Annotated in this window: 9 protein-coding genes and 3 pseudogenes; 3 read left to right on the top strand and 9 right to left on the bottom strand. The window is 60.2% G+C overall.

What is annotated here, in order from left to right:
• Positions 1–14 precede the first annotated feature (14 nt).
• The 5 genes and pseudogenes from AB4N76_RS13970 to AB4N76_RS13990 all read right to left on the bottom strand — a co-directional run bounded on the left by AB4N76_RS13970 (position 15) and on the right by AB4N76_RS13990 (position 15,549).
• Positions 15–392 (bottom strand): DUF6124 family protein, encoded by a 378-nt coding sequence (locus AB4N76_RS13970; protein WP_046030873.1) that lies wholly within the window; start codon positions 390–392, stop codon positions 15–17.
• A 463-nt stretch (positions 393–855) separates the two neighbouring features.
• Positions 856–2,885, bottom strand: a pseudogene (locus tag AB4N76_RS13975) (FAD-binding oxidoreductase).
• A 63-nt stretch (positions 2,886–2,948) separates the two neighbouring features.
• Positions 2,949–3,575, bottom strand: coding sequence for a glutathione S-transferase family protein (locus AB4N76_RS13980; protein ID WP_046030876.1), 627 nt, complete (start codon positions 3,573–3,575; stop codon positions 2,949–2,951).
• A gap of 130 nt (positions 3,576–3,705) precedes the next feature.
• Positions 3,706–4,609, bottom strand: a pseudogene (locus tag AB4N76_RS13985) (LysR family transcriptional regulator).
• A gap of 170 nt (positions 4,610–4,779) precedes the next feature.
• The gene (locus AB4N76_RS13990; RefSeq protein WP_460164569.1) at positions 4,780–15,549 is read right to left on the bottom strand and encodes a peroxidase family protein; all 10,770 of its coding nucleotides are present in this window, start codon (positions 15,547–15,549) and stop codon (positions 4,780–4,782) included.
• Between the two features lie 678 nt (positions 15,550–16,227).
• Here AB4N76_RS13990 and AB4N76_RS13995 point away from each other — a divergent pair.
• From AB4N76_RS13995 to AB4N76_RS14005, 3 genes are read left to right on the top strand one after another with little or no spacing between them, the layout of a single operon-like run.
• Complete coding sequence (locus AB4N76_RS13995; RefSeq protein WP_046030880.1) at positions 16,228–17,964, top strand: type I secretion system permease/ATPase; 1,737 nt, start codon at positions 16,228–16,230, stop codon at positions 17,962–17,964.
• A 6-nt stretch (positions 17,965–17,970) separates the two neighbouring features.
• The gene (locus AB4N76_RS14000; RefSeq protein WP_046030881.1) at positions 17,971–19,311 is read left to right on the top strand and encodes an HlyD family type I secretion periplasmic adaptor subunit; all 1,341 of its coding nucleotides are present in this window, start codon (positions 17,971–17,973) and stop codon (positions 19,309–19,311) included.
• Between the two features lies 1 nt (position 19,312).
• The gene (locus AB4N76_RS14005; protein WP_046030883.1) at positions 19,313–20,641 is read left to right on the top strand and encodes a TolC family outer membrane protein; all 1,329 of its coding nucleotides are present in this window, start codon (positions 19,313–19,315) and stop codon (positions 20,639–20,641) included.
• Positions 20,642–20,743: 102 nt separating this feature from the next.
• Here AB4N76_RS14005 and glmS read toward each other — a convergent pair whose 3' ends face one another.
• From glmS to AB4N76_RS14025, 4 genes and pseudogenes are all read right to left on the bottom strand, one after another.
• A complete protein-coding gene (gene glmS, locus AB4N76_RS14010; protein ID WP_046030886.1) occupies positions 20,744–22,576 on the bottom strand; it encodes a glutamine--fructose-6-phosphate transaminase (isomerizing) in 1,833 nt (610 codons plus the stop codon).
• Between the two features lie 2 nt (positions 22,577–22,578).
• Positions 22,579–23,355, bottom strand: coding sequence for a DeoR/GlpR family DNA-binding transcription regulator (locus AB4N76_RS14015; protein WP_046030887.1), 777 nt, complete (start codon positions 23,353–23,355; stop codon positions 22,579–22,581).
• Between the two features lie 216 nt (positions 23,356–23,571).
• Positions 23,572–24,938: pseudogene (glmU, locus tag AB4N76_RS14020) on the bottom strand (bifunctional UDP-N-acetylglucosamine diphosphorylase/glucosamine-1-phosphate N-acetyltransferase GlmU).
• 116 nt (positions 24,939–25,054) lie between these two features.
• The gene (locus tag AB4N76_RS14025; protein ID WP_046030891.1) at positions 25,055–25,480 is read right to left on the bottom strand and encodes a F0F1 ATP synthase subunit epsilon; all 426 of its coding nucleotides are present in this window, start codon (positions 25,478–25,480) and stop codon (positions 25,055–25,057) included.
• Positions 25,481–25,501 lie beyond the last annotated feature (21 nt).

Genomic DNA, 25,501 nt, shown 5'->3' on the forward strand with positions numbered 1-25,501 from the left:
CTGTATCAGTGGGATCAGCGGTGTGGCGCGGCTTTGGGGATTTCGAGGTTATCGAGCATCCGGTTCGCTGCCAGCTCCGCCAGCATGACGATCTGTTGGATAGCCATCGCCGTATTTCGGTGCGGGCCTTCCAGATAGCCGGCAAAATCGCTGGCCATCACGTTGGCCTGGGCCAACGATTCACAAGTGTGGGCCAGCAAGTCTTCGTCTTTGATATCGGGTGCCAGCATGAACATCGTGCTGGGTTTGCGCGTGGTCGGTGATTTGAGGGCGGCGGGATTGAGGTAGTGATTCAGCGCGCGTTCGGCGGCTTCGTTGAGTTTTTTGGAGTCGATGGATTCGTAGGGGGAAACGTCGTCGGTTTCCGGGGGATTTGGGGTTTCTTTGATCATGGTGACACTCCAAGTAAGTAATGGAGCTGCCACTAGTCGCCGCGAAACGAAGGAAGGTGGCAGCTGTGCACGGGTTCGCGGACCGAGCTACTTGGAAACCCGGCATACCCAAAGGTATCCCGCGCACAGCCACCATGAAATCAATCGACAAACTACGAAGGAGAGTCGGTTGAGGGCGGTGATTATGCACCAAGTAAGCTAATTCGGGCCGCGAAGCCCGGTCGCTGATATGCAGCGACCCACAAAGCCTACCCCTCCGGCTTCCGACGCAACAACCGCTAGAACCTGTCGGAATCCTCCTCAAAAAACGCCACAGCTGTAGGACGAGCATGGATTTTTCAGACTGGCCTCGATCCCTTGTAGGAGCTGAGCTTGCTCGCGATGGCGGAGTGTCAGTCAACATTGATGTCCACAGACACACCGCCATCGCGAGCAAGCTCAGCTCCTACGAGGGATTGACGGGTTAAATATCCAGCACCAGCGGCTGCGAACCCTGCGCCGGCACGGCACAACAAATCAGCACTTCCCCCACACCGGGGATTTCTGCCGGCGCCTGTGGATAAGTCACCTCGCCGCTGATCAGGCGAGTCTTGCAGGTCCCGCAGGAACCGCCGCGGCAACTGAACTCCGGACGCAATCCACGGCTTTCCGCCAATTCCAGCAGGCTGCCGCTGTCGGGTTTCCAGCGCGCCTCTTTGGCCGAGCGCTCGAATACCACCGGCACTGACGTGGTGGCGACCGGAGGTTGTTCGATGACCACGGCATCCGGGTCGGGTATCCGGCGCAACGTCGACGGGCCAAAGGTTTCGGCGTGAATCCTTGAATCACGAATGTCCATTTCCCGCAGGCTGTCGTACATCGCCTGGGTAAAACTGCCCGGGCCGCAGAGGACAAAATCCAGCTGATCGTAGTCTTCCACCTCAACGATGCTCGTGAGCAAATCGGCATCGATTCGCCCGGTCAGGTCGAAATCTTCACCCTCGCGGGCATCGGGCTCTGGCTGACTGAGCAGACGCAGCACTCGCACCGAGTCGCCGAGGCCGTCGAGCAAACGGTTCAGCTCCGGGCGAAACGGTTGATCGGCCAAGGTCCGCGAGCTTTGGAAGAACCACGTCGGGCGGATGCTTCGCGTACGCAGGCCTTGATAAACCACCTCGCGCACCATCGACAGCAGCGGCGTAATGCCCACGCCAGCGGCCAGCAACACCAGCGGCCGCCGCTCATGCGGCGCCACGGTGAAATGCCCTTGGGGGGCGCGGGCTTCCAGCACATCCCCGACCTTAATCCGGTCATGCAGGTGTGATGACACCAACCCGTCACGTTTCACACTGATGCGGAAAAAATCATCCGACGGCGCACTCGACAAACTATAAGTGCGGATATGCACCTCACCACCGATGTTGAACCGCAGCGGCAAATGCTGCCCGGCTTGGAACACCGGCAACCCGGCGCCATCGGCGGCCTGCAGGTAGATCGAGCGGATGTTTTGGCTTTCCGCCTCGATACGCACCACCTGCAGTGGGCGCCAGCGATCCCCCAAGGCCTGGGCTTGCAAACGCGCGTTGGCCTGCGCCCAGGTGCCGGTCAGCAGACTGGTGGGCGACACGCCGTCAAAGCGCCAGCGCAAGGCCAGCGCTGCCGGCCGACGTACCACGTGTTCGACTTCGAAGGTCCATAGCCGCTCGGCGCCTTGGAAGGCTTCGATCTGCGGACCGTCGAGGATGATGTCGGTGCGCCCGCTGAGGTGCAGCAGGTCGCCTGTATTGAAATCGATGAACAACAGACCGGCGCGAGGATTGATCAGCAGATTGCCCAGCGTATTGAAATGCAGGTTGCCGGCGAAGTCCGGGATGGTCAGGCGATTACCGTCTACCTGTACGAAACCGGCCTGCCCGCCTCGGTGAGATACATCCACCGAGCGCTGACCATCGACGTCCACGTAACTGGCGACAAAGAACGTGTCCGCGTCGACGATCATGGTTCTGGCGGCGTCATCCAGATCATTCAATTGCTGCGCAACGCGGCCGAGGGATCCGCCAATGGCACCGAGCGAAACTGGCGCAACTGAATGTACTGCGGGCAGTTGCCGAAGGATTGTTCCACCGTCACCCCGAATCCGTTGGCCGTTACAGCGCCCACTCGACCATTGAGGCGATTGCGACGCCGGGTGTGCAACTCGATACCCAGCAGCCCGATGGCGGCACCGTCTTGCAGTTGTGCGGGGTCATCGGCGCCCGGCAAACGGTCGAACTGCAACAGTGCGGGGTCGGGGGAATGTGCAAAGCCTGGAGGCCCTTCAAGAATGCTCGCCCAGGGATTGCCCTCGGCATCGACGGCGCCGTACAGCATGAACGGCAGTTGCTGATAGAACGTGCGGTGCTGATCCGGCATTTGACTGCGAATCACCCGCCGACCGAACGCCTCCATTCGCTCGGCAACCCCAACATGAGCCTGCAACTGTTTCTCGCCGACGTGCCAAGGTGAATGTTCCATAACGGTTTCTCCCCTGCGCCTATCGCGCACAGTGAACGGCCCGAATGAGTCGGGCCGTGAGCATCAGGCGGTTTTTTGCAAACCGGCCACCGTGCGCGGCATGCCGACAAACCCCGGCAAGGCTTCAATACGCGCCAGCCAGGCGCGGATGTTGGCGTAGTCGTCCAGCGAGACATTGCCTTCCGGCGCATGGGCGATGTAACTGTAGGCGGCGACATCGGCGATGGTCGGCTCACTGCCGGCCAGGTAGGGCGTCGACGCCAACTCGTGGTCGATTACCTTGAGCACGGTGTGGGAATAAGCGATCACCTCTTGCGCGTTGTATGGCGCGCCAAACACCGTGATCAATCGTGCTCTGGCCACACCAAAGGCAATCGGCCCGGCGGCCGCCGACAGCCAGCGCTGAACCTTCGCCGCGCCGACCGGATCGGTGGGCAGCCAGCGACCATTGCCATATTTATGTGCCAGATAGACCAGGATGGCGTTCGAATCGGCCAGCACCACACCTTGATCATCGATGACCGGCACCTGACCAAATGCGTTGAGCGCCAGGTAATCCGCTTGCTTGTGCGCGCCCTTGGCCAAATCGACAAAGATCAACTCGGTCGGCAGGTGCAGCAAGGACAGCATCAGCTCCACGCGGTGAGCATGGCCGGAACGAGGGAAGTTGTAGAGTTTGATCGCTTGCATGGTCGACTCCGTCGAGTGGGGCGCCGTTCAGGGAAAGATCAGCACCAATGGCCGCTATCTTCCACCCGCAACCAAAACATCAGAATAACCAGCAAACGCAATCCATTATTTCAACCAGCGAAACAATCCTTTAGCCGCTCAGCGCCGGATGTTCGCGCAGCGCCTTCACCGCAAAGTCCACAAAACTACGGACCCGCACCGGAGCCTTGCGTCCCCCCTTGGTAGACCACATGAATGGGCAGTGCCGGCAGTTCGAAGTCGGCCAGCACGATTTCCAGCTCACCGGCCGCCACCTTGCCCGCCACTTGATAAGACAGGACCCGGGTGTATCCCAGGCCCAGGCAGGCCGCCGTGATCGCCGCTTGATTGGCGGTGACCACAAGGCGCGGTTCCGGACGAACGTTCAGCGGCTCGCCCGCGTCAAGAAATGGCCAGGTCCTGAGCTGCCCAATCGACGAGGTCGCAATGATGGGGGCGCCATTGAGCTCATCCGGGTGACGTGGCCTGCCACGGGCGGCCAAAAACGCCGGCGACGCACAGATCACCCGCCGTACTTCGCCCACGCGAATCGCGTGTTGATTGCTGTCAGGCAGCTCACCGATACGCACCGCGACATCAATGCCCTCTTCGACCATGCTCACCACCCGGTCGAGCAGCAAGGCATTGATGCCGACTTCTGGAAATTGAGTGAGATAACCGACCATGACCGGTGTGACGAATAACTCACCAAACAACACCGGCGCCGTGATTGTCAGTTGCCCACGCGGCTGGGCGTGACTGCCGGCTGCCGAATCCTCCGCTTCCTGCACCTCGGCCAGAATTCTCCGACAATCCTCCAGGTAACGCTGCCCGGCCTCGCTCAAGTGCACGCTGCGGGTGGTGCGTGTCAGCAACAAGGTGCCAATGCGCTTCTCCAGCGCCGCCACCGCTCGGGTGACGCTGGCCGCCGACAGGCCCAGACGTCGCGCCGCCGCCGAGAACCCCTGCTCTTGGGCAACCGCGGCGAAGACCTGCATTTCCTGGAATCGGTCCATCGGGCATGCCCTTTATCCGGATAAAAATCAGTTGACGAGACTTCGCTCATCGACAGCCTGTACTAGACATTTTCACCCGAACACGCGTCCAGTTTTTTTCAAAAAAAGGGAGGGCATCCATTGCCCTCCGTTCATTTTTCACGCTTGTTGCGGCATTACTGACCAGTTCCTCAAGTGGCCAGAATGAAGTCGTTAGCAGTGACGGTTGTTGCGTCGGCCACACCGACCAGGCGGATGGAGTCAGCTCCTGCGAAGCTGAGCAGGGTATCCGCACCGACGTCGGTGATGGTGACGCTGGCGGCAAAGTTCACCGCCGTGATGTTCAACGCGGTGATATCGAGCCGGTCCTGGCCTCCTCCATTCGGGTTGGCATCGAAGCCGGTAATCTGATCGGTCCCGAAGCCCGCTGCGAACATGAAGACATCGTTGCCACCGCTGGCAACCATCAAGTCGTTGCCAGCACCGCCAGTGACCGTATCGTTGCCATTGCCGCCATCGATAAAGTCATTGCCGATGCCACCCAGCAAGGTGTCGTTATCGCCACCACCGAGCAGGCTGTCGTTGCCATCGCCTCCCTGGAGCAGATCGCTGCCGTTACCGCCATCCAGGCTGTCATTACCCAACCCGCCGAGCAGCGTGTCGTTGCCTGTGCCGCCATTCATGACATCGTCCCCGTCACCGCCGTCGAGGCTGTCATCGCCCGTTCCGCCGTTCAGGGTATCGGTGCCAAGGCCACCCAACAGTTGGTCGTTACCGGCATCGCCATTGAGCGTGTCGTTACCGCCGTTGCCGATGAGAATGTCGTTGCCGCCGCCACCACTGAGGTTGTCATTGCCTCCCCCTGAGGTGATGGTGTTGTTCAACCCGTTGCCGTTGCCGACGAAGTTGCCGGCTCCGGTGTAGGTCAGGTTCTCGACGTTACCATCCAGGGTGTAGTTGCCCAGCGACGTTTGCACGCTATCCACACCGCCACCCGCCACTTCGACCACCACATCCCCGGCGGCATCGACGACGTAGGTATCGTTGCCGGCGAGCCCCACCATCCGGTCACCGCCTGCACCGCCATTGAGGACGTCGTTACCGACCCCGCCGGTGAGGGTGTTGGCCAGCGCGTTACCATTACCGGTGAAGTTAGCGACACCGGTATAGGTCAGGTTCTCGACGTTGGCACCGAGCAGGTAGGTCGCCAGGCTGGTTTGCACCAGATCGGTACCGCCATTCAGCGCCTCGATTACGGTGTCACCGACGTTGTCGACCACAAAGGTGTCGTTGCCGGAGCCGCCGGTCATGACATCCGCGCCGAGCCCACCGTTGAGGGTGTCGGTTCCGTCCTCGCCATTGAGGATGTCGTCATCGTTTCCGCCGTTGAGCGTGTCGTTGCCGGTGCCGCCAAACAACTGGTCATTACCGGCCAGGCCATTCAACGTATCGTTGCCGCCCAGGCCAAACAGCACATCGTTACCCGCGCCACCGGTGAGGGTATTCGCCCCAGGGGTGCCTTGCAGCACCACGCCAGCCGGTACCGTAACCGCTGCGGTTGCCGCAGAGGTCACCGTTTCCAATGCGCCGAAGCCATCGGTGTAGGTCACGATCACCCGCAGTTGCAGGTTGCCCTGCGCCACGCCAGGGGTGAAGGTCGCAGCGGTCGCGCCGTTGATGTTGGTGAAGGAAGCACCGACACCTTGCTGCCATTGGAAGCTGAAGGTGCCCAGCCCATCCGCATCGGCAATCCCGCCAGTCAGCGCGGTCAACACCTGTCCTTGATCCGGTGTCGTATCGCTGATCAGCAACGCGCCTGTCGGTGCATCGTTGACGTTAGCCACCGGGTCCGAAGGATCGGACGCAATGCTTTCGTGCACACCGAAGTTATCCACGTAACTGACCACCACGCGCACCTGATCGTCGACCTGATCCTGAGTCAGCGTGAACGTGCTACCGGTGGCTCCGACGATGTCGACGAAGCTGACTCCGTTGGTCGCCTGCCACTGGTAGGTGAACTGCGGATTGCTGAGGCCATCGGCATCGACGATGGTCGACGCGTCAGCGGTCAACACCTGGTTCTGCACCAGAAGCCCGTTAACGGTCGGCCCTGTGGTCGGTGCGCTGTTCGCCGACGAGTCGACGATTTCCAGCGTGCCCTTGGCATCCTGATACACCGCCCGAACGCGGATGTTCAGGCCCGCCACATCATCCGCCACCCGGTAGGTGGTGCCGATCGCCCGCGATACTTCGCCGGCGGCGACAAAGGTGATGTCTTCATAGACGCCCGAGCCAGGAAGGTTTTCAACCTGCCAGTAGTAGGCAACCGCACCGTTAACCGCACCGGTCGGATTGCCAACACTCGTGTTGTCCGCGTCGTGTACCGCCAGATTGCTCACGCGCAGCAGCTGACCGGCGACAGGCGTATCGTCACGCACACCGGTGAGATCATCGAGGATCGCCAGGTGACCTGATGGGTCGCTGTTGACGGCAGTGCCAACGCCGGACGCCTGCGAAACATCAGAGAACTGCAGACGCTCGATGCCCGTCAGCCGATCGACGCCATCTCGCCCCACCACCGAGTCGGTCACAATGACAGTGTCGCCATCGACAACGACGCTGTAGTCCGTCGAAACACCGGAGAACACAGCGGTGTCGAAGCTGTTATCGCCGGCCAGGATCTCCCGCACGATGACCAGTTGGCCCGGGTTGTAAGTACCGTTCAACATGAACGGCACCATGGGCTCCATGCTGTTGAACGAGGCGATTTCCGGGCCAGTGCCATCAGCGTTCTGCCGCACGCTGATGCGTACGTTCAGCCACTTGTCACCGTCGAGGATGTCGTCACCACCGCGACCTTCGAGGAGGTCGCTGCCGCTGCCACCGAGGATGATGTTGCCACCGTCGTAGAACGTCGCTCCGGCTGCCAGCAGATCGGACAGGCCGTTGATCAGGCTGATGTTGGTCAGCACGCTGCCGGTTGCACCCGCGGTAGGCAGCGAAGTTGCATCTTCGTTATCACCACGCAGGAAGTCGCCGTGCGAGGAACCCGACAGACCTTCCATGATGTCGAAACGCACGAGCGCCGAGGCACCCGAACCCGGTACTGGCGGTACATCGAAAAAGCGGTCGCTGTAATCGATGGTCACGCCTTGTGCCAGATCCTTGAAGGTCGCCCAGTCATAGCCGGAGCCGCCGATATAGCGGTCACCCATGCCGAGACTGCCGACCATGATGTCGTCGCCGCCTTCGCCGTTGAACTTATCGTTCTCGTTACCGCCGATGAAGACATCGTGGCCGATCACCGGGTCGTTGCCGAGCGGGTCGAAGTTGTCGCCAGGCGCACCGTCAGATGTGCCCTTCTCGATCCAGTCGTCGCCTTCGTTACCCATGTCCTGTTCGTTGGCTTTGCTGCCCAAGATGAAGTCATTGCCCTGGCCACCAATGGCTTCGGAGGCGTCCTCACCGGTCACGATGAAGTCGTTGCCGAAGCCGCCAATGATCAGGTTGATGCCGTTGCCTCCGTGCAGCACGTCGTTGCCGTCGCCACCCTGGATGTTATCGTCGCCGCCGGTGTCGGTGATGATGTCGTCACCGGTGCCACCCCGCAGCTGGTCGTTGCCGTCACCGCCTTCGATGCGATCGTTGCCACCATCGCCCCAGACCGTGTCATCGCCTTCACTGGCAATGAGAATGTCTGCGCCGTTGGTGCCGCCCATCACGATGTGCTGATCACCCGAGTAGCGGATGTAGTTGGTGTCCGGTCCCACCGTCAGCGGGTTGTCGCGGAACACCACTTGCTGGTTGTTGTCGCTCAGCGGATCGGCGTTGCCCAGGCCATCGTTGTACTGCTTGGACTGGTCCACTTCCAGATAGTACCCAGGGTCCGAGAACACCAGGCCCGGCAAGTGCGTGGCCGAGGTGTTGGCCATGATCAGCTTGGCGAACGAGTTGCTTTCAAGTTCCGCATTCATCGACAGGCCAGAGGTGCGCTCCAGGTAATAGAAGCGGTCGCCGTCCTGCAGTTTCTCCAGCTGGTTCTCGAACACGAAGTTGAAGGTCGTGCCGAGCATGCCGCCGAACGGGGTTTTCTCTTCGGCCAGGCCACCGATCCAGAGGTCGATGGCATCGACGCCTGTGATCGTCACACCCTTCAGATCATCAGCAGTGCCCAGCACGCCATCCTTGCCGGCCAGCGTTATGTTGGCCCAGGTACCGCTGCCGTTGAGGAAGTCCAGGCGGTCAGCCGGCGCACCCGCACCACCGAACACCAGCGCCATGGCTGCAGCTCGTTTGTCTAGCAGAGTGAGCGCCGACGTGATCGTGTCATGCGTGCCATAGGCTGCGATGAAGTTGATCAACGACTCCGGATGTTTGAGGTGCTGCACCAGATCGACCCAGCTGTTGTACGGCTTGAGTTGGGTATCACCGGTTTGGCTGTAGATGTCGCGGCGGATCGCGTTGAGCGAGGGAATCCCCACATCGCGGCCACGGGCGATGTTGATCGCCGGCAGGTCGAGCGGCAAACCGAGCAGGTTATTGCGCAGCGCCTCGGTGACGAACTCGTCGATTTCGTTACCGGCCTGGCGAGTCACCCCGCGGATGATCGCGCTGGTCGCATCCTCAGGCGTCACACCACTGGCGGCATACGCCAACGGGTTGAGGAACGCCGCGATCAAGCCCAGTTGCTGATTGGGATCAGCACTGTTCGGATCGCCCACCACGTTGAAATTGACGTCGAAGCGATCGACGGTCTCGGTCAGCATCGAGTGCCCAAACCGGTACACGGTGTGGGCGAACTCGGCGACGATCGAAGCATCGAGGTCGACGTCATAGACTTGGGTCGGTGCAAAGAACAGGTCGACCCGAGGCTGGATGGTCCGCGCAAATTCCTCGAACACCAGGTGTTGATACTGCATCTCGGTGCCGAACTTGGCCGCCTGGAACAAGCGCTCGCCATTCCACACCAGCGCATCGATCTCCGCCTGGTTGACTGGCAATGCACTCACCGGAGTGAGCAGCCACTCGTTGAGGAAGGCCACGTCATTGGAATCGAGCACCGTATCCTTGGTCTGCGCGACCAGCCGATTGTGCTCGGCGTGGAAGATCGCATGCACCGCGGTCAGGCCGATGTTTTCGTTGACCCGGCCGTCGCCAGCGATGTAGTGAGCGTCGAGCAGTTCGTTGTCATAGGTCAGGTTGTTGCCGCCTGGGCCAGTTGGCTGCGAATTGCCGACATCAGTGTCAGTATCCGCCTGCAGAACCCCGCCGACGATTACCGGCACGGCATTGTTGTTGATGTCGACGAGGAACTGGTGACCGGTGCGCACTGCGTTGGTCAGGCTGATCGGGGCATTCGGATTGCCTTCGACCAGGACGTCATCCGCCGTGCCGCCAATACCATCAAGCCCTTTCATCACGACCATCGGGAAGCCGTTCGGCCCCTTGATGAAATTGCCATAGGCGTCGGTCGCCAATAGCGGGGCGTTATCGACGTCGGCATCGGTCAGGTGGATACCCAGGATGTCGTTGGCTTGCGCCTTGACCACTTTCCAGGTCGCCATGCCACCGATTTCGGTGTCATCTCCGCCGCCATACTTGCCATCCACCCCCAGGTCAACGTTAGTGATCAGCCTACCGGTCGCTATGGGGCCGTCGTCGGTCATTACATAACCGCGCAGGAACACCTGATGCGAGGGGTGCGAGCTGTAGGTCTGGTTTTGGTCCACGAATGGCGTCGTGGTGTTGGTTTGCTCATGGATGTCGTCTGCCGTGCCGAGAACGCCATCCGCCCCTGGCAGGTTGGTCGCGCGGCTCAACACCATGAAGTTAGTGTTGCCGCCTGGCACATACAGCGGATCATCCGGTTTCAACGGGATGAAGACCGTGCCCGAACCGCCCTTGGTCACGAGATCGAGACCATGATCGAAGAACTGCCCGAAAAAGGTCATCCAGGCGTTGAACGGCGCAGACAGCCCCGCATCCGCCGCGGTGTTCTCGAACAGGTACACATCATGGTCGTCGCCCGTACCGAACTGACCATCCAGGCCAGGGCTGGCGACTATCCGTACGCCATCCTTGAGCACATCGTCATTACCAGCCAGGCCGAAGTTGAGCACTCCGTCCACACCCGGGTCGTAAGCCGTGGCATAGGCCGCCGGGTTGTTCGCCGTCTGGTCAACGATCAGATTACTGATGGTACGAGGCTGCGAGTCAATCACAAGGCCGCCGTTGCTCGCATACGTCGTTCCCAATTCCGCTGGATTGAAGACCGGATCGGTCAAGCGCGGAAAGATGTTATCGGCAGCACCAAACTCGGTGTGGTTGTTGCCGTTGAGGTTCATCAGGTTGTTGTTCGACCCATCGACCGAACGCAGGCCCAACGGCGCGCGGATGTTCGGGATCAGCGAGAGGATGTCCTGCCCGTTCGCGTCTGCCTCGGCAATCTTGATCTGATCAAGGATGAAGTTGAGGTCGGAGCGAACCATGTGCAGGCCTTCGCCACCCGCCGTGGCATCAACGACAGGCACCTGCGCCGTTGGCACAACCGGCGCACCGGGAGCCACCACAGTAGTCGGCGCCGAGAACACGATTTCGGTCGTGCCATGACCATCCTGGTAGATCGCCTTGACCCGCAACGACAACCCGACGAGGTCAGGAGAGACCTTGAACGCGGTGCCGTCGGCACTCTGGAACGCCAGGTCGCCGGCCGGCAACAGGATGATGTCCTCGAATACACCGCTGCCTGGACTGGCTTCGAACTGCCAGTAGTAGGACACCGAGGTGTTGTTGAGAGTACCCAGCGGATTACCCGGCGCGATGTTGTTGCCATCGCGCACCAGGGCCGAGCTGACCGTCAGCGTGTCGCCCACCGTGATCGCTCCGCCGTTTCCATCCGTGACGGTCGGACTGCCCGTCGGCTGTAGATTCAGCCCAGGCACCAGCACTCGCTGGCTATCGGCGAACTGCAGGCGTTCGATATGCAACAGCGTATCGGTGCCGTCGCGACCGGCGACGGTATCGGTCACCGTCCAGACATCATCCGCCAGATTGGCCGTGCCGCGCGTGTCTTGAACCACCGTATATTCGGACTGAACCCCGGAGTAAATGGCAGTGTCGAAGGCCGCCCCGCCCGTTGAGGTACCGGGCAGGATTTCCCGCACGGCCTTGAGCTGACCCGGGTTATAGGTGCCATCCAGCATGAACGGGATCATATCGACCATGCTGTCGAAGGTGGCGATCTCTGGGCCGGTATGGTTGACGTCGCCGGGAGCATAAACGGCAATTCTGACGTTGATCCATTTGTCGCCGTCGATCAGATCATCGCCACCGCGGCCCTCGATCAGGTCACTGCCATTGCCACCGAGGATGATGTTGCCGGTGGCAAAGCCTGTGGTTGGCAAACCGGCATCGGCCAGGAACTGGTCCAGTCCGCGGATCAACGCCACATTGGTCAGCGCACTGCCCGTGGCGCCGCCGTGGTTGACGATGGTGACCGCATCCACATCATCGCCTTTGAGCACATCGCCAAATTGCGAACCCGACAGGCCTTCGACCTCGGCAAAACGGTCGAGAATCGAGGCCGGCGAGGCGCCGACCGGATTGAACACCCCGGCGTTCTGGTTTGGCGCGTTGCCATGTGGCTGCGCCAGCGCGGCCAGGCTCAGGTCAACGGTCACGCCGACCTTGTCATTTTTGTAGGTCACCCAGTCGAAGCCGGACATGCCGTCCATCTTGTCCTGGGCATCGCTGCCGACAAAGATGTCATCGCCACCCTCGCCGATCATTTCGTCGAAGCCACCGCCACCGACAAAGATGTCGTTGCCGACCACATCGTCAGTGAGCAACGGCGCGAAGTTATCGCCAGGCGCACCGTCCTGGGCGCCCTTCTCGATCCAGTCATCCCCTTCGTTGCCGGTAGGCGGCAGGTTGGTCTTGGCACCGAGGATGAAGTCGTCACCCTGACCGCCGAAGGTCGTGGTGATGTCTTCGGTGGTGACGATGAAGTCCTGGCCATCGCCCCCCAGGATCAGGTTACCTAAAGCCAGCATGCTACCGGCCACGATCACATCGTTACCGGCATTACCTTCCAGACGGTTGTCGCCGAACGAGTCGGTGATGATGTCATCGCCCGCGCCGCCGAGTACCGCATCGTTGCCGGCGCCACCTTCGAGGCGGTCGTTGCCTCCATCGCCGTAAACGGTGTCATCGCCGTCACCGGAGATGATGATGTCATTGCCGGCCGTGCCGCCCAGGACGACATGGTCTTCACCGGTGTATTGCAGATAGTTACTGTCCGCACCCGGGGTGTTGGGGTTGTCGCGGATCACCAGCGGCACGATTTCCACGCCGTTGATCATGATGCCGCCCGTCGGATCTGCTTTGCCGTCCACGCCAAGGTTCGTGAACTGATTGGCCTGATTCACTTCGAGAGTGAATGTAGGCGTCAGGAACACGGTGTTCGACAGGTGGGTGACATCGGAGTTGAGCATGATCAGCTTGGCAAAGGAGTTGTTCTCCAACTCGGTGCCGAAGTTCAGGCCTGCGGTACGCGACAGGTAGTAGAAGCGGTCGCCGTTCTGCAACGCCTCCAGCTGGGTTTCAAACACGAAGTTGAACGTCGAACCGAGCATGCCGCCGAACGGCATTTTCTGCTCGGCGAGGCCTCCGACCCAGAAGTCGACATCGTCCAGGCCCGTGATCGTCACACCCGTCACGTCGTCGGCAGTGCCCAACTGCCCGTCCGCGCCGGCCAGCGTCATGTTGGCATAGGCACCGGTGCTGTTCAGGAAGTCCAGGCGGTCAGCCGGCGAGCCCGCGCCGCCGAATACCAGCGCCAGGGCTGCAGCGCGTTTGTCTGCCAACGAGGTCACCGACGTAATCGTGGCATGCGTGCCAAAGGCCGCAATGAAGTTGACCAACGACTCGGGGTGTTTGAGGTGGTCGGCAAAGTCAGCCCAACTGATGTAAGGCTTGAGTTGGCTGTCGCCGGTTGAGTGGTACATCTCACGGCGTGCTTCATTCAGCGTGGGGATGCCCGTGTCGCGACCACGGGCCAGGTTCAAGGCCGGCAAATCGAGCGGCAGGCCGAGCAGATTGTTGCGCAAGGCTTCGGTGACGAACTCGTCGATCTCGTTACCGAGCTGACGGGTCACACCGCGAATAATCGCCCCTGCCGCTTCGTCCGCCGTCGCCCCGCTACCGGCGAACGCCAGCGGGTTGAGGAAGGCCGCGATCAGACCGAGTTGTGCGTCCGGGTTGTTCGGGTCAGTGAGGAGCGGATTGAACTCGGGGTCGAAACGATCGACAGTCTCGGTCAACATCGAGTGACCGAAGCGGTACACCACGTGGGCGAACTCGGCGAGGATGGCCGGGTTGATCGAGGTGTCATACCCGTTGGGTGCAAGAAACTCGTCGATCTGAGGCTGAACGGTCCGAGCGAACTCCTCGAACACCAGGTGCTGGTACTGCATCTCGGTGCCGAACTTGGCGGCCTGGAACAGGCGTTCGCCGTCCCACACCAACGCCGCGATTTCGGCGGGTGTGGTGGGTATCGCGGCCACATCGTCCACCAGCCACTCATTGAGGAAGGCCAGATCGCCAGCAGCCAGGAGGGTGTCCTTGGTTTGCTGGACCAGGCGGTTGTGCTCGGAGTGGAACACATGGTGCACGGTGGTCAGGCCGATGTTCTCGTTCACCCGGCCGTCGCCGGCAATGTAGTGGGCGTCGAGCAGCTCGTTGTCATAGGTCAGGTTGTTGCCGGCTCCATCAGCCGGCTGCGCATTACCGACAAGCGCATCAGCATCCGCCTGCAGAACCCCGCCGACGACGACCGGTGCAGCATTGTGGGCGATGTCGTCGAGGAAGCCATGCCCGGCGCTGACGGCGTTGGCGAGGCTGATCGGAGCATCCCGGTTGCCTTCGACCAGGACGTCATCCGCCGTGCCGCCAATACCATCAAGCCCTTTCATCACCACCTGGGGCATGCCGCTCGGTCCCCGGATGAAGTTGCCATAGGCATCGGTGGCCAGCAGCGGCACGTTGTGCACATCGGCGTCGGTCAGGTTGATGCCGAGAATGTCACGGGCCTGGGCCTTGACCACGGCCCAGGTCGCCATGCCGCCATTGGTGCCGTCGCCATCATCGGCCGTGCCGAATTTGCCATCGCCGCCAAGATCGCGGTTGGTAATCAAGCGCCCCGTTGCAATCGGGTCACCTGCTGCGTTGATGACGTACTCGCGCAGGAACACCTGATGCGAGGGGTGCGAGCTGTAAGTCTGGCTTTGGTCCACGAACGGCGAGGTGGTGTTGGGCTGGCCATCATCGGCAGTGCCGAGTATTCCGTCCGCGCCGGGGGTATGCACTGTTCGTGGCAGCACCATGAAGTTGGTCGGGCCGCCCGGTACGTACAATGGATCGTCCGGTTGCAGCGGAATAAACACAACGTCGGTACTGCTCTTGGTGACCAGGTCCAGGCCGTGGTCGAAGAACTGGCCGAAAAAGGTCATCCACGCGTTGAAGCCAGCGGTCAAACCGACGTCCGGTGATTCATTGGGAATGAAGAACACTTCTTTGTCGTCAGCCGTGCCAAACACACCATCCAGACCGGGGCTGATTACCGGGGCTGCACCGCCGTTCGCCGCCACCGCGGCCGGGTTGTTGGCGGTCTGGTCGACGATCAGGTTACTGATGATCCGAGGCTGCGGATCGACCACATTCCCTGACGCGGCGTATGCCGCTCGATACTGGGCATCAAGCAGGCGCAGGAACGAATTGTCCGCCGCGCCAAACTCGCTTTGCCCGGCAACCAGGTTGTTGTAGCTGCCATCGACGGTTCGCAGGCCAAAGGGCACCTGACTATTGGGGAGCAAATCACTGAGGCTGGCGCCATTGGAATGGGCTTCTGCAATAAATATTTGCTTGAGGATGAATTCCAGGTCCGCCTTGTTGAAATTGGCCATTTCGGTTGTCCTCGCTGTATCTGGGGGGAGAGCACGGGACGATAGAAATCCTCCCACGCCCAGTCAGGTGCTGGCTAACGCGGTTTGTTGGTGCATTTTTTTGGCGAGAGCAGGCGCGGGAAAGGCAAAGCCGTTCCCCGGGTGCGCACCTGGAATTCGCGAATTGAATGGCTCGCTGAGCGATCAGGCAAAGCGAATCCGGACCCTACTTAGGCGGGCCATGGAAACGGGACGTAAAGGCAAACTTGCTAAACAGCCCCTTCACTCTGCAAAGGATCGAAATGATCGACATGTTCTGCTCCTCAGGAAAATCACCGAGCCTCGCGTTGCCAAACTGATGGCAAATTTCTGGCGGGTGACCCCCCACAAGTAAGACTAAAGTTCCATAGCAAAAGAATGTCAATTTTGCGTCGCTAAAACAGACGATCGGTGTCAGGCCGTCCAACTAGCTGTTTTTAATGGATATATAGATATACAGACTCAGCTATAGAGCGAAATGATATTTCAGAGTGTTTCACCGCCACCTACTCTCCTGCATAGGAGAGCAACGCAGAGTTTTCGGAAGACTCGCCGCCTATAGAGCGACCAGCCTGCGTCGACTAGCTACCTCCAGAACGACATCTACTACTAGCTGGTGCGCCGCAAGGGCTATCGGTTTTTCGACGAGGGGTGACCCAAATGCAAAAGCAATCGAGCACCCGCTCCGAAATCGCCGACACGCTCTTTCGCCTGCGCCGCAGTTTTTACTTGCTGGCAGGGTTCAGCGGCGTCATCAACGTCATGATGTTGACTCCCGCCGTGTACATGCTGCAGGTCTATGATCGAGCCTTGGTCAGTCGCAACGTCACGACGCTGACAATGCTGACCTTTCTGGTGATAGGCCTGTTCTTGCTGATGTCCTCGCTGGAAATGGTCCGCACCCGCATGCTGATCCGGGTCGGAAACTGCCTCGACATGGACCTCAACCGACGCATCTTCACCGCTGCATTCGAGCGCAACCTGAGCCGCGCCGGTGGTAATCCGGCCCAGGCCCTGCAAGATCTCGCGCAGGTTCGCCAGTTCCTCACCGGCAATGCCCTGTTTGCGTTCTTCGATGCGCCGTGGACGCCGATCTATCTGTTGGTCTCCTACCTGATCCACCCGCTGCTCGGACTGGTCACGCTGATCGGCTCGATGATTCTGGTGGGCCTGGCTTATCTCACTGAAAAGGCGACGCAGAAGCCGCTGGCCGAAGCCAATCAGGCCGCCATCTCCTCCGCCCTGTACGCCAACAACAACCTGCGCAATGCCGAGGTCATCGAGGCCATGGGCATGCTGCCGTCGATCAGCAAGCGCTGGTACCAAAGTCATTTGCGCATTCTGGAAATGCAGACCCTGGCCTCCGATCGCGCCGCCATGATCAGCAGCACCGGACGCTTCGTGCGGATCACGTTGCAATCGCTGATCCTGGGCGCCGGCGCACTGCTGGCGATCGAAGGCAAGATCACTCCGGGGATGATGATTGCCTGCTCAATCCTCACCGGCCGCGCGCTGGGTCCGGTGGAACAGGTCATCGCGTCGTGGAAGCAACTGCTCGGCTGCCGCTCGGCCTGGGGTCGACTCAACGAGATGCTGAGCGATTATCCGCGCCGGCCACCGAGCATGTCGCTGCAGCGGCCGATGGGCATGCTGGCCGTGGAGAATGTGTACGCCGGTTCCCCCGGTACCAACAACACGATTCTGCGCGGGGTGAGCTTCAGCCTTGTCCCCGGCGAAAGCCTTGGCATTATCGGTCCGTCCGCCTCTGGCAAATCCACCCTCGCCCGCCTGCTGGTGGGCGTCTGGCCGGCACAGGCCGGCAAGGTGCGCCTGGACGGCGCGGACATGTTCACCTGGAACAAGGGCGAACTGGGCCCATGGCTCGGCTACCTGCCACAGGATGTGGAGCTGTTCGAAGGCACCATCGCCGACAACATTGCGCGCTTTGGCGAAGTGGACAGCGACGCAGTCATCCGTGCCGCCAAGAGCACTGGGGTGCACGAGATGATCCTGCGTTTCCCTCAGGGTTACGACACCCGCCTGGCCACCGATGGCAGCCCGCTTTCCGGGGGACAGAAGCAACGCATTGCCTTGGCTCGCGCGCTGTATGGCGACCCCAATCTGATCGTGCTGGATGAGCCGAACGCCAACCTCGACGACGTCGGCGAAAAGGCCTTGGTCGATGCGCTGGCCGAACTCAAGGGCCGTGGCGCCACCGTCATACTGATTTCCCACCGCCCCAACGTGCTCTGCGCCGTCGACAAGGTGCTGATGCTGCGTGACGGAGGCGTGCAAATGCTCGGCACGCGCGAAGAAGTATTCACCGCGTTGCGCAAGGCCAGTGTGATGCCTGCAAACGCGCCGACCCCGCTGGCCTCCGTCAAAGCACGGGAGTGATCGATCATGCAAATGAGCCAACACACCGAGATGATTCTCAACGAATCCAAGAGCGTGGTCGATCTGGACGTCGGCAGACCCGCGCACTGGGGCATGTGGCTGGTACTCGCCGGGTTCGGCGGCTTTCTCCTGTGGTCCTGGCTGGCGCCGCTGGATGCTGGCGTGGTCGCGACAGGCACGGTCAAAATCACCAGCAATCGCAAAGCCGTGCAGCATCTCAGTGGCGGCACCGTGGAGGCCATTCTCGTTCGCGAAGGCGAATTGGTGACCAAAGGCCAGGAAGTGGTCCGCCTCGACTCGTTGCGCGCCGTTGCCGAACAGGGTGCGGTCAGCGCCCAATACATCGTCAGCAAGACCGTGGAAAACCGCCTGGAAGCGGAACGGGACAACCGCGATGTGGTGGCCTACGACCCTGAGTTGCTCAAGCGCTTCGGCAATGACCACCGCCTGACGGCTGCCATGGACCTGCAACAGCGCCTGCTGGACACCCGCCGCGCCGGTCTCGCCGGCGAAATCAGCATCCTGCAGGAAAACCTGGCAGCGTCGGCTGTGCAGCTCAAGGGCTTGCAACAGGTCTATAGCGCCCGCGCCTCGCAGATCAACTTCCTCAACCAGGAACTGCAAGGCACACGCATTCTGGCGGCCGAAGGCTACATCCCGCGCAACCGCCTGCTTGAGCTGGAACGCAGCAATGCCGACCTTTCCGCCGGACAGGCCGAGAACCTCAACAACATCGCTCGCACACGCAGCCAGACCACGGAAATCAAGCTGCGCATCCTGCAACGCCAGCACGACTACCTGAAGGAAGTGGAATCGATGCTGACCGACACCGCCAAGGAAAACACCACCCTGGCCGACCGCTTGCGCGCGCTGGACTATGAAGTGACGCACACGGTGATTCGCTCGCCCATCGATGGCATGGTCCAGTCCCTGAGCATCGCCACGGTCGGCGGGATCATTCAGCCCGGCTTCAAGATCATGGAAATCGTTCCGGTCAACGAACCGCTGCAGGTCGACGCGATGATTCCAGTACAGGCCATCGACAAGATGGTTCCCGGCTTGCCCGTGGACATTTCATTCCCGGCTTTCAACCATGCCCAGACGCCCAACATCCCCGGTCGCGTGAAAACCATCTCCGCCGACCGCCTGATGGACGAAGAAAGCAAGCAGCCGTTCTATCTGGCTCAGGTGGAAGTCACGCCCGATGGCATGGGCCTGCTGGGTAGCAATCACATTCGCCCCGGCATGCCCGCCAGCGTCACCATCAAGACTGGCGAGCGCAACCTGATGAGCTATCTTCTCAAACCAATGCTCGAACGTGTGGACAGCTCATTCAAGGAACAATGAAATGGACCGTCATTGCCTGTTCTTCTGCCTGCTGGGGTTGTCCCTGCCGGCTAGCGCCATGGACCTGAAAGAAGCCTGGGACCTGTTGCAATTCCAGGGCCCTATCTACCAGGCTGCCGTGCATGAAAAAAAGGCTGGAGGGGAAAACCGTGCCATCGGCCTGGCCGGCCTGCTACCGCAGATCAATGCCTCGGCCTATGACAACAAGGTCAATGGCACCCAACGCCAGAACGGCATCGACAGAGATCTCGACTATGACTCCAAGGGCGCTAACGTGCGCCTGCGCCAGCCACTGTTCAACAAACAGAAGATGGCCGAGTACCGTCAGGGCCAACAGCGTGCCGACTACAGTGTCGCGGTGTTCGATGCCAAGACTCAGGACGCCGCCGTGCGCCTGGCCGAAAGCTATTTTGACGTGCTCCTGGCCAGCGAAACCATCGTCCTGGCCAAGTCCAAGCTGAACGCCTTCGAGGAGCAACTCGCCTCGGCGAAACGGCGCATGGAACTAGGGGCCGGCACCGTCACAGACATCGACGAATCAGTCGCTCGTCGCGACCTCGCCGAGGCTGAGCTGATCGAAGCACAGGACAACTTGATCAACTCGCGCCGCAAGCTTGTGGAATTTATCGGTGAAACTCCCGAATCGCTGACCACCCTGCGTCCGGGCTTCAATACACCACCGCTGCTACCGAGCAACCTGCAGGACTGGCTGGTCAAAGCCCAGGTCGACAGCCCACTGATCCATGCACGCCGCTATAGCAGTGACCTCGCAGCAGAAGAAGTGAAACGCGCCAGGGCCGGCCACTGGCCAACACTGGATTTCATTGCCGGCTACACCGCGGGCAAGAGCCAATCACTCTCCGAGTTGAATCAACGCAACCAATACGGCTCGATCGGGCTGGAGGTCAATTTCCCCCTGTTCAGTGGTGGCGGCGTCAGCGCGCTGACACGCCAGGCCAGTGCCAATAGCGATAAGGCCATAGACGAACTCGACGCCACACGACAGGAAGTCATCTCCGGTACGACCCGTGAGTATTACGGCATACAGAGCGGCGCCAAACGTGTTCGTGCACTGGAGAAGGCTGTGGAATCCAACGAACGCTCACTGGCTTCGACCCGCAAGGGCTTCAAAGAGGGGGGCACCAGCACCAACTCGGACGTGCTCAATGCCGAAGAATTGCTCTTCGTTGCACGCCACGATCTGTTCGAAGCCAAGTTGCGCTATTTGATGTCGCGTCTGCGCCTGGCCTCTTCGGTGGGCAGTCTGGGCGACGACGATATCGACCAGATCAACGACTATCTTGGCCCGGAACTGCTGGTGAACAACTGACTTGCACCTGACCGCCGGTCGAGCCAGACGATGGCTGACCGGCGTTCTACTGATGCGTGACCGGACGTTCAAAAACAGCCGTTTCGATCACCTGTGGATAACTTATTCCACCGTCACCGACTTCGCCAGGTTACGCGGCTGGTCAACGTCCGTGCCTTTCAAGACAGCCACGTAGTACGACAGCAATTGCAGCGGGATGGTGTAGAGGATCGGCGACAGGATGTCGTGGATGTGCGGCATGTGGACAACGTGCGTGCCTTCGCCGTTGGTCATGCCAGCCTTTTCGTCTGCAAAGACAATCAGTTGGCCACCCCGGGCGCGGACTTCCTGGAGGTTGGATTTCAACTTCTCCAGCAGCTCGTTGTTCGGCGCCACGGTCACCACTGGCATGTCGTTATCCACAAGTGCCAACGGGCCGTGTTTCAGTTCGCCAGCCGGGTAGGCTTCAGCGTGGATGTAGGAGATTTCCTTGAGTTTCAGGGCCCCTTCCATCGCTACCGGGAATTGCGCACCACGGCCGAGGAACAGCGTGTGGTTTTTCTCGGCGAACAGTTCGGCGATTTTCTCCACGGTGCTGTCCATGGCGAGGGCTTCGCCCAAGCGGGTTGGCAGGCGACGCAATTCTTCGACCAGCGTGGCTTCGACGCCTTTGGCCAATGTGCCACGTACCTGACCCAAGGACAGGGTGAGCAATAGCAGGCCTACCAGTTGGGTGGTGAAGGCTTTGGTCGACGCCACGCCAATCTCACGACCGGCCTGGGTCAGCAGGGTCAGGTCGGACTCACGCACCAGCGAACTGATGCCGACGTTGCAGATCGCCAGACTGGCGAGGAAGCCCAATTCCTTGGCGTTGCGCAACGCGGCCAGGGTATCGGCCGTCTCACCGGACTGCGAGATGGTCACGAACAGGGTGTCTGGCTGCACCACCACCTTGCGGTAGCGGAATTCGCTGGCGACTTCAACCTGGCACGGGATACCGGCCAGTTCTTCGAGCCAGTAACGGGCAACCATGCCGGCGTGATAGCTGGTGCCGCAGGCAACGATCTGTACGTTGCGTACTTTGGCGAATAGCTCGGCGGCCTGTGGGCCGAATGCCTGTACCAACACGCCGTTCGGGCTCAGACGACCTTCGAGGGTGCGCTGAACTACGGCAGGTTGCTCGTGAATTTCCTTGAGCATGAAGTGGCGAAACTCGCCTTTGTCCGCGGCTTCGGCACCGTCGCGGTACTGTACGGTTTCACGCTCGACGGCTTTGCCATCCACGTCCCAGATCTGCACGCTGTCACGGCGAATTTCAGCAATATCGCCTTCTTCCAGGTACATGAAACGGTCGGTGACCTGACGCAGTGCCAGTTGGTCGGAAGCCAGGAAGTTCTCACCCAGGCCCAGGCCAATCACCAACGGACTGCCGCTGCGGGCCGCAACCAGGCGATCAGGTTGATGAGCGCTGATAACCGACAGACCGTAAGCACCGTGCAACTCTTTGACGGTCGCCTTGAGGGCGGCTGTCAGATCGTGCAGATCCTTGAGTTTATGGTTCAGCAGGTGAGCGATGACTTCGGTGTCGGTGTCCGAGGTGAACACATAACCCAAGGCTTTGAGCTGCTCACGCAAGGCTTCGTGGTTTTCGATGATCCCGTTGTGCACCACGGCCAGATCGCCAGAGAAATGCGGGTGCGCGTTGCGCTCGCATGGCGCGCCGTGTGTGGCCCAACGAGTGTGGGCGATGCCGAGGCGACCGACCAGTGGCTCGGCTTCGAGCGCCAGTTCCAGCTCACTGACCTTGCCCGGACGACGCATACGTTCGAGTTTTTCATCGTGGGTGAAGACCGCCACACCGGCGCTGTCATAGCCACGGTATTCCAGGCGCTTGAGGCCTTCGAGCAGGATGGCGGTGATGTTACGTTCTGCGACTGCGCCGACAATTCCACACATGGCTATTTCTCCTGACTGATAGCTGCGCAAATCAAATTGATTCCGCGCGCCTGAATCTGATTGCGTGCCTCCAGGGGCAGGCGATCATCGGTGATAAGGGTATGGACACTGCTCCATGGCAGCTCCAGGTTGGGAATTTTGCGGCCGATCTTGTCGGCCTCCACCATCACGACGACTTCGCGGGCGACTTCGGCCATGACTCGGCTCAAACCCAGCAATTCATTGAAGGTGGTCGTACCGCGAACCAGATCGATGCCGTCGGCACCGATGAACAATTGGTCAAAGTCGTAAGAGCGTAATACTTGCTCGGCGACTTGCCCCTGGAAGGACTCGGAATGCGGGTCCCACGTGCCGCCGGTCATCAACAGCACCGGCTCGTGTTCAAGTTCGCTCAAGGCATTGGCAACGTGCAGCGAGTTGGTCATCACCACAAGACCCGGCTGCTGACCGAGTTCCGGAATCATGGCCGCCGTAGTGCTGCCGCTGTCGATGATGATGCGTGCATGCTCGCGAATGCGCAGGACGGCGGCGCGAGCAATGGCTTGTTTGTATTTGGAGACCGGTTGGCCGATGTCGGCTACCAGTTCCTGAGGCATGGTGATCGCTCCGCCATAACGGCGCAGCAGCAGGCCGTTACTTTCAAGCGCTGCCAAGTCCTTGCGAATCGTAACTTCAGACGTTTCGAAACGCTTCGCCAGCTCATCCACACTGACTTCACCCTGCTCATTGAGCAAGGTGAGAATATTGTGCCGGCGTTGGGGTGTATTGCGCTTCGACATGGGTTTGTAAGTTTCGATTCGAAAGATAACGGAAGCAATCAAAACCTATCAGCGAAAGTTCGTCAAGCGGATAGCGATAAAATGTCTATGGATAAAAGCATCGCGGGCCAGCCCGCTCCCACAGGAATTGGGAGATCCTTGTGGGAGCGGGCTGGCCTGCGAATGCAGTTGTGCAGCCTGTGAATAAATCAGGCTGACAACAGGTATGTGGATAACTCAGCTCTTCTTGATCTTCTCCGGCCGTTTCCAGCCATCGATGTTCTTCTGACGAGCTCGCCCTACCGCCAACTGGGATTTATCCACAGTCGAGGTAATCGTCGAACCGGCCGCCGTGGTCGCACCTGACAAGATATCCACAGGTGCCACCAACGAGTTGTTGGAACCGATGAACACATCTTCACCCAGCACCGTCTTCCACTTGTTGGCGCCATCGTAGTTGCACGTAATGGTGCCCGCGCCAATGTTGGTCCGCGCACCGATCTCGGCGTCGCCCAGATAGCTCAAATGACCCGCCTTGGCGCCTTCGCCCAAGTGAGCGTTCTTCAATTCAACAAAGTTACCCACATGCGCGCGAGCTTCAAGCACAGTGCCTGGCCGCAGGCGGGCGAATGGGCCGGCATCGCTGCCTTCACCCAGAATGGCGCCTTCAATGTGGCTGTTGGCCTTGATCACGACACCTTTACGCAGGGTGCTGTCCTTGATCACGCAGTTCGGGCCGATCACCACGTCATCTTCGATGACGACGTTGCCTTCGAGGATCACGTTGATATCGATCAGCACGTCGCGGCCAACGGTGACTTCACCGCGCACATCAAAACGGGCCGGGTCACGCAGGGTCACGCCTTGAGCCATTAAACGACGACCGGCGCGCAGTTGATAATGGCGCTCCAGTTCGGAGAGTTGCTTGCGATCATTGGCGCCCTGCACTTCCATGGCGTCATGAGGTTGCTCGGTGGCCACGATCAGACCATCGCTGACCGCCATGGCGATCACGTCTGTCAGGTAATACTCGCCCTGGGCATTGTTGTTGGAGAGACGGCTCATCCAGTTGCCCAGGCGTTCAAACGGCATAGCGAGAATGCCGGTGTTGCCTTCAGTGATCGCGCGCTCGGCTTCGTTGGCGTCCTTTTGCTCGACGATGGCCGTGACCTTGCCGCCGGCATCGCGGACGATGCGGCCATAACCGGTGGGGTCGTCCAGTTCAACGGTGAGCAAACCCAGTTGCTGCGGTGCCACTTTCTTGAGCAGGCGTTGCAGGGTTTCGACTTCAATCAGCGGCACATCACCGTAGAGAATCAGTACGGTATCGGACTCGATGAACGGCACGGCTGAGCCACCGCATGACCGGTACCCAGTTGCTTGTCCTGCAGGACGAAATTCAGGTCGTCCGCCGCCAGGCGCTCACGCACGGCTTCGGCTCCATGACCAATCACCACATGAATGCGCTGTGGATCAAGTTGTCGGGCGCTGTGGATAACATGGCCAAGCATCGAGTTGCCGGCAATCGGGTGCAGAACTTTCGGCAATGCCGAACGCATGCGCGTGCCTTGGCCAGCAGCGAGGATAACGATTTCAAGAGACATGACTGGCTACCAATCCTGGGTGGTCAGCGGCTGCGACCAGGTTAAGAAAGTCGGAAAAGAAAAAGGGTAGCCGAGGCTACCCTTTTTAATCAATCGCGCAACAAGTCGATGACGGATTAACCGCCGAACTTTTTGCGGATCTGCTGGACGGTGCGCAGCTGAGCTGCAGCCTCGGCCAAACGTGCAGAAGCAGCACCGTAGTCGAATTCCGAACCACGGTCATGCAAGGCCCTCTCGGCAGCCTTGACGGCTTCCTGAGCAGAGGCTTCATCCAGGTCGGCAGCACGTTGCACGGTATCGGCAAGTACTTTGACCATATTCGGCTGAACCTCGAGGAAACCACCGGAGATGTAAAACACCTCGGTTTCCCCGCCCTGCTTGATCAGGCGGATCGGGCCCGGCTTGAGATTAGTGATCAGCGGCGCGTGACCCAGGGCGATACCAAGATCACCCAGTGCACCGTGCGCAATCACCATCTCGACCAGACCGGAAAAGATTTCTCCTTCCGCGCTGACGATATCGCAATGGACTGTCATAGCCATCTGATTGCCTCAACCTAAATT

This window comes from Pseudomonas sp. S2_F03, from assembly GCF_054668335.1.